5 protein-coding genes are annotated in these 4,095 nt (G+C 64.8%); 2 read left to right on the forward strand and 3 right to left on the reverse strand.

The window, feature by feature from the left end; translation table 11 throughout:
- Positions 1 to 249: hypothetical protein (locus VMS96_01150; GenBank protein ID HVP42004.1), on the reverse strand; the 249-nt coding region annotated here is incomplete at its 3' end.
- A gap of 101 nt (positions 250 to 350) precedes the next feature.
- Between VMS96_01150 and VMS96_01155 the strand changes: the two genes are divergently transcribed.
- Positions 351 to 1,715, forward strand: a complete 1,365-nt coding sequence (locus VMS96_01155) for a CUAEP/CCAEP-tail radical SAM protein (GenBank protein HVP42005.1) — start codon at positions 351 to 353, stop codon at positions 1,713 to 1,715.
- Positions 1,716 to 1,815: 100 nt separating this feature from the next.
- Entirely contained in the window at positions 1,816 to 2,121 is a 306-nt protein-coding gene (locus VMS96_01160; protein ID HVP42006.1) for a hypothetical protein, read from the forward strand.
- Between the two features lie 2 nt (positions 2,122 to 2,123).
- Here the strand turns inward: VMS96_01160 and VMS96_01165 are convergent, their stop codons facing one another.
- Together VMS96_01165 and VMS96_01170 are read right to left on the reverse strand one after the other, a co-directional pair.
- Positions 2,124 to 2,705, reverse strand: a complete 582-nt coding sequence (locus VMS96_01165) for a hypothetical protein (protein HVP42007.1) — start codon at positions 2,703 to 2,705, stop codon at positions 2,124 to 2,126.
- 2 nt (positions 2,706 to 2,707) lie between these two features.
- A partial coding sequence (locus VMS96_01170; GenBank protein HVP42008.1) for a citrate lyase subunit alpha occupies positions 2,708 to 4,095 on the reverse strand: 1,388 nt, incomplete at its 5' end.

Below are 4,095 nucleotides of genomic sequence, written 5' to 3' on the forward strand. Positions count from 1 at the left end.
GCCGACGGCAACCACGGCATGGATGGGAGTCCGCGCCGAGAAATCGAGGACCTGGCGCGCGGCTCCTTCCGCATCTTCGAAATGCAGGGGCAGCGCCTGGTCGCGCCAGGGATCTTCGAGCACGTGGCAGCGGTCGGTGCCAAAGGAGACGTCAAGGCCGATTTCATCGGCGGCATCGGCGAAAGCGCGGGTCTGGTAGCCCAGCTTGGAGCAGAGCAACAGCAGGCGCGGCTTGGGGACGACGGTCATGGAACAGTCGTCGGTGGTTGGTCGTCGGTCGCCGGCCAAACGGATTACACTGAATCGGCGCCTTTCTCATCGTAATACATGGGAGGGGGCGCACCGGCGACATGCGCATCGTCCTCATCTCGACCTATGAACTGGGGCGGCAGCCGTTCGGGCTGGCGTCGCCGGCGGCCTGGCTGCGCCGGGAAGGGTTCGAAGTCGCACAGACCGACCTGGCGCGGCAATCGCTGGACGAGGGAGCGGCGCGCGCCGCCGATCTGATCGCGCTTTACCTGCCGATGCATACCGCGACGCGGATCGCGGTGGCGGCGCTTCCGAAGCTTCGGGTCTTGAACCCCGCGGCGCATATCTGCGCGTACGGGCTTTACGCGCCGATGAATACGGAACTCCTGCGCGGGCTCGGGGTGAAGACCATCCTGGGGGGAGAGTTCGAAGAAGGTCTTCTTCGCCTGGCACAGCGCATCGCCCAGGGCGACCGCGAGCCGCAGCGCGAGCCGGAAGTCTCGTTGGACCGGCTACGGTTCCTGACCCCCGACCGGCGCGGATTGCCGCCGCTGGAGAAGTACGCGCACCTTACCTTGCCCGATGGCTCGACGCGCGTGGTCGGCTACACCGAGGCCACGCGCGGCTGCAAGCACCTGTGCCGGCATTGCCCCATCGTGCCGGTCTATAAGGGGGCGTTTCGCGTGGTGCCGCGCGAGGTGGTGCTGGCGGACATCCGGCAGCAGGTCGCCGCGGGAGCGCAGCACATCACCTTCGGAGATCCCGACTTCTTCAACGGCCCGGCGCATGGGCTGGAGATCGTGCGCGTGTTGCATAGCCAGTTCCCGCAGGTCAGCTACGACGTCACCATCAAGATCGAGCACCTGCTGCAGCATGCGCCACATTTGCCCGAGCTGCGCGACAGCGGCTGCGCGTTCGTGACTTCGGCGGTCGAGTCGGTGGACGACCGCGTGCTGGCGCTGCTCGACAAGGGTCACACGCGCGCCGACTTTGTGCGCGTGGCGCAGCTCTTCGGCGACCTGGGGATGTTCCTGGTGCCGACCTTCGTGCCGTTCACCCCATGGACGTCGCTGGGCGGATACGAAGACCTGCTGCTGACGCTGGCGGGGCTGGGGCTGATCGAGCAGGTGCCGCCCATCCAGTTGGCCATCCGGCTGCTGATCCCGGCGGGCTCGCGACTGCTGGAGTTGAAGGAGACGCAGCAGGTCGTCGGCGAATTCGATAAGGAGGCGTTGAGCTACCGGTGGGCGAATCCCGACCCGCGTGTGGATGACTTGCAGCGGCAGGTCGAGGCGGCGGTGCAGGATGCGTCGAAACGCAAGATCAGCCGCACGGCGACTTTCGAGATCGTCTGGAAGCGGCTGCAGAAGGTAAAGAAGGAAGAGCGGCCACTGCCCATCCCGCCGGTGCCGCCGGCGCAGAACCGCGCCACCATTCCCTACCTGACCGAGCCCTGGTACTGTTGAGCCGAGCCCACCAGCGGCCAGTTGGCCGCTTTCTGACGCCGTCTTTGCGGGGCGTCTGAGCCCCGCAGGCGTCATCCTGAGCGAAGCGAAGGATCTAAAAATGCGCAAGCGGATCGTCTGCATCACCCGCCGGGACCGCGCCGAGGACCCGCACCGCCACATCTCGCACGTCGGCATCGGGGACGATGACGGCTGGAAGGAAGTGCTGATGGTGGAGGAGGTCGTCGCGCACCTGCGACGCGCGAACGGCGACCGCTTCTACGTGCGCGGGCGAGACGGATGGGAGGCCGAGGTAAAGCTGGGGAAGTGCCCATTCTGTCCCGATCCGCATGAGGCGCTGTGCTCGGTGGCCGACCTGAGCGCGAAAGACAAGTTGCTGACACTGGCGGCGTGCGGCGACATGTGAGCTTAGGAGTTCCTTCCTGTCCAGTACTCGCCCGAGATAACGCGACGGACGAATTGTTCAAACGATGGTGCGATTTCGGCTACCACGCGGATCCGATCACGCGTAAGGACATCCTCGTGATCGAGTTGGACAACAGGCGCATCGCCTTGCTTGCCGCGTTTGGTATCGAAGCACACGGGATCGTAGCCACCACCTGATTGCTGTCCAAATTGGAGGAATCCGTGCCGGTGCAGGAGAGGATACATTCCTTCATCTGCGACGATGCAGCGGGACAGTTCGTGGAAGACGTCTGTTCCGGTATTGGCGAAGAACATTATTGGCCCTGCTTCGAACTCTGCGAATCTGTAATGCACGATTAGAGACCGGTACAGCATCGGGAACGAGTGAGGGAGCAAGTCCTCGAGCGCCGCTACCCAAGGGTTCGATTCTGCCGGACGGATCTCCCACTCAAACATATCGCTAATGTCCGAAAGCTCCTTGGTGCGAAGCTCCTGCGGGACATCGTCGTCAAATAGCGGTTCGAGACCATTGCTGTTCAGCGCTGCGACGAACTCCTCAATCAACTCGTTCGGAGTTTCTCGCATGGCTACTCCGCGCTGGTGCTGGGCGCGCTGGAGACCGGGCCGATGACCTGCCAGACGGTGTCGAGCACGGAACCATCCACCCACTTGACGACCGCGACCGGGCGGTCGCCCAGCTTCGGCTTCTGCGGCTTGCCGCCGCAGATCTTCTCGACTTCCTTCTGAATGTCCTGGATGGGGCGAATGGGAAGCCTGGAGCCTCTGGTCGCGTCGATCAGGTCCTGGCGCCGTGGGTTGATGGCGATGCCACGTTCGGTCACGACCACATCGATCAGTTCGCCGGGGCCGGTGAGGGTCGTGACCTTGTCCACGATGACCGGGATGCGGTCGCGGAACGAGGGCACCGCCAGGATGGTGCAGCCGGAGAACAGGCAGTTCTGCCAGCCGCCGATGCCGTGCAGCAGGCGGCCGTCGGAGTGAGTGACCACGTTGCCGTTGAAGTGGACGTCCACCTCGGTGGCGCCCAGTACCACCGCGTCGACGAACTGGCCGTAGAAGCCCTTGCCGTGGAAGTTGTAGCTGGTGAAGGGTGAGGTGGGGATATGGCGTGGGTCGCTGGCGATGGATCGCACGCCGGCGAGGTCGAAGGTCTGGCCGTCGAGGATGTAATCGGTGAGGCCGTCCTTGAGGAGATCGACCAGAAACTGGGTGGAGCCACCGCGGACGAAGCGGGCACGCACGCCGGCTTCTTTCATCATGTCGCGCAGGTACTGGACGAAAGCCAGCGCGATGCCGCCGGCGCCCGCCTGGAAGGAGAAGCCGTCGCGCATGATGCCGGCGGCGCGCAGGAACTCGGCCACCAGGCGCGCGATACGCAGGCGGTCGGGGCTGCGCGTGATCTGGGTGGTGCCGGAGACGATCTTCGATGGGTCGCCGATGGAATCGACTTCGACTACATAGTCCACGTGATTGCCTTGGATCTGCGCCGGCACGCAGGGGAAGGGAACCAGGTTGTCGGTGACGACGATGACCTTGTCGGCGTACATCGAGTCGGCAAGGGCGAAGCCGAGGGAGCCGCAGGCGGACTTGCCGAAGGCGCCGTTGGCGTTGCCGAAGGCATCGGCGGCGGGGGCGGCGATGACCGCGATGTCGATGTGCACTTCGCCGTCCTGGATGGCCTGCCAGCGCCCGCCGTGGGAGCGCAGCACGCCCATGCCGCGCATGCGTCCCTGGGTACAGTAATCGCCCAGCGGGCCGTTCATGCTGCCCTCGATGTGATGGACGACGCCGCGTTCCATCAGCTCGATGACCGAAGCCTGCGAAGGGAACGAGGCCGAGGGGAACCACATCAGGTCGCGGACGCCCATGCGAGCGGCGGTCTCCAGTATTTGCACCGCGATCACGTCGCCGTTGCGCAGGTGGTGATGATTGGAGATCACCATGCCGTCGCGCA

This window comes from Terriglobales bacterium (genome assembly GCA_035543055.1).
Lineage (GTDB): Bacteria > Acidobacteriota > Terriglobia > Terriglobales > Acidobacteriaceae > JAIQFD01.

What these genes read in the sequence shown, in the direction of transcription:
- VMS96_01155 (HVP42005.1), top strand. Translation starts at nt 351, where the DNA reads ATGCGCATCGTCCTCATCTCGACCTATGAACTGGGGCGGCAGCCGTTC.
- VMS96_01160 (HVP42006.1), top strand. Translation starts at nt 1,816, where the DNA reads ATGCGCAAGCGGATCGTCTGCATCACCCGCCGGGACCGCGCCGAGGAC.
- VMS96_01165 (HVP42007.1), bottom strand. Translation starts at nt 2,705, where the DNA reads ATGCGAGAAACTCCGAACGAGTTGATTGAGGAGTTCGTCGCAGCGCTG.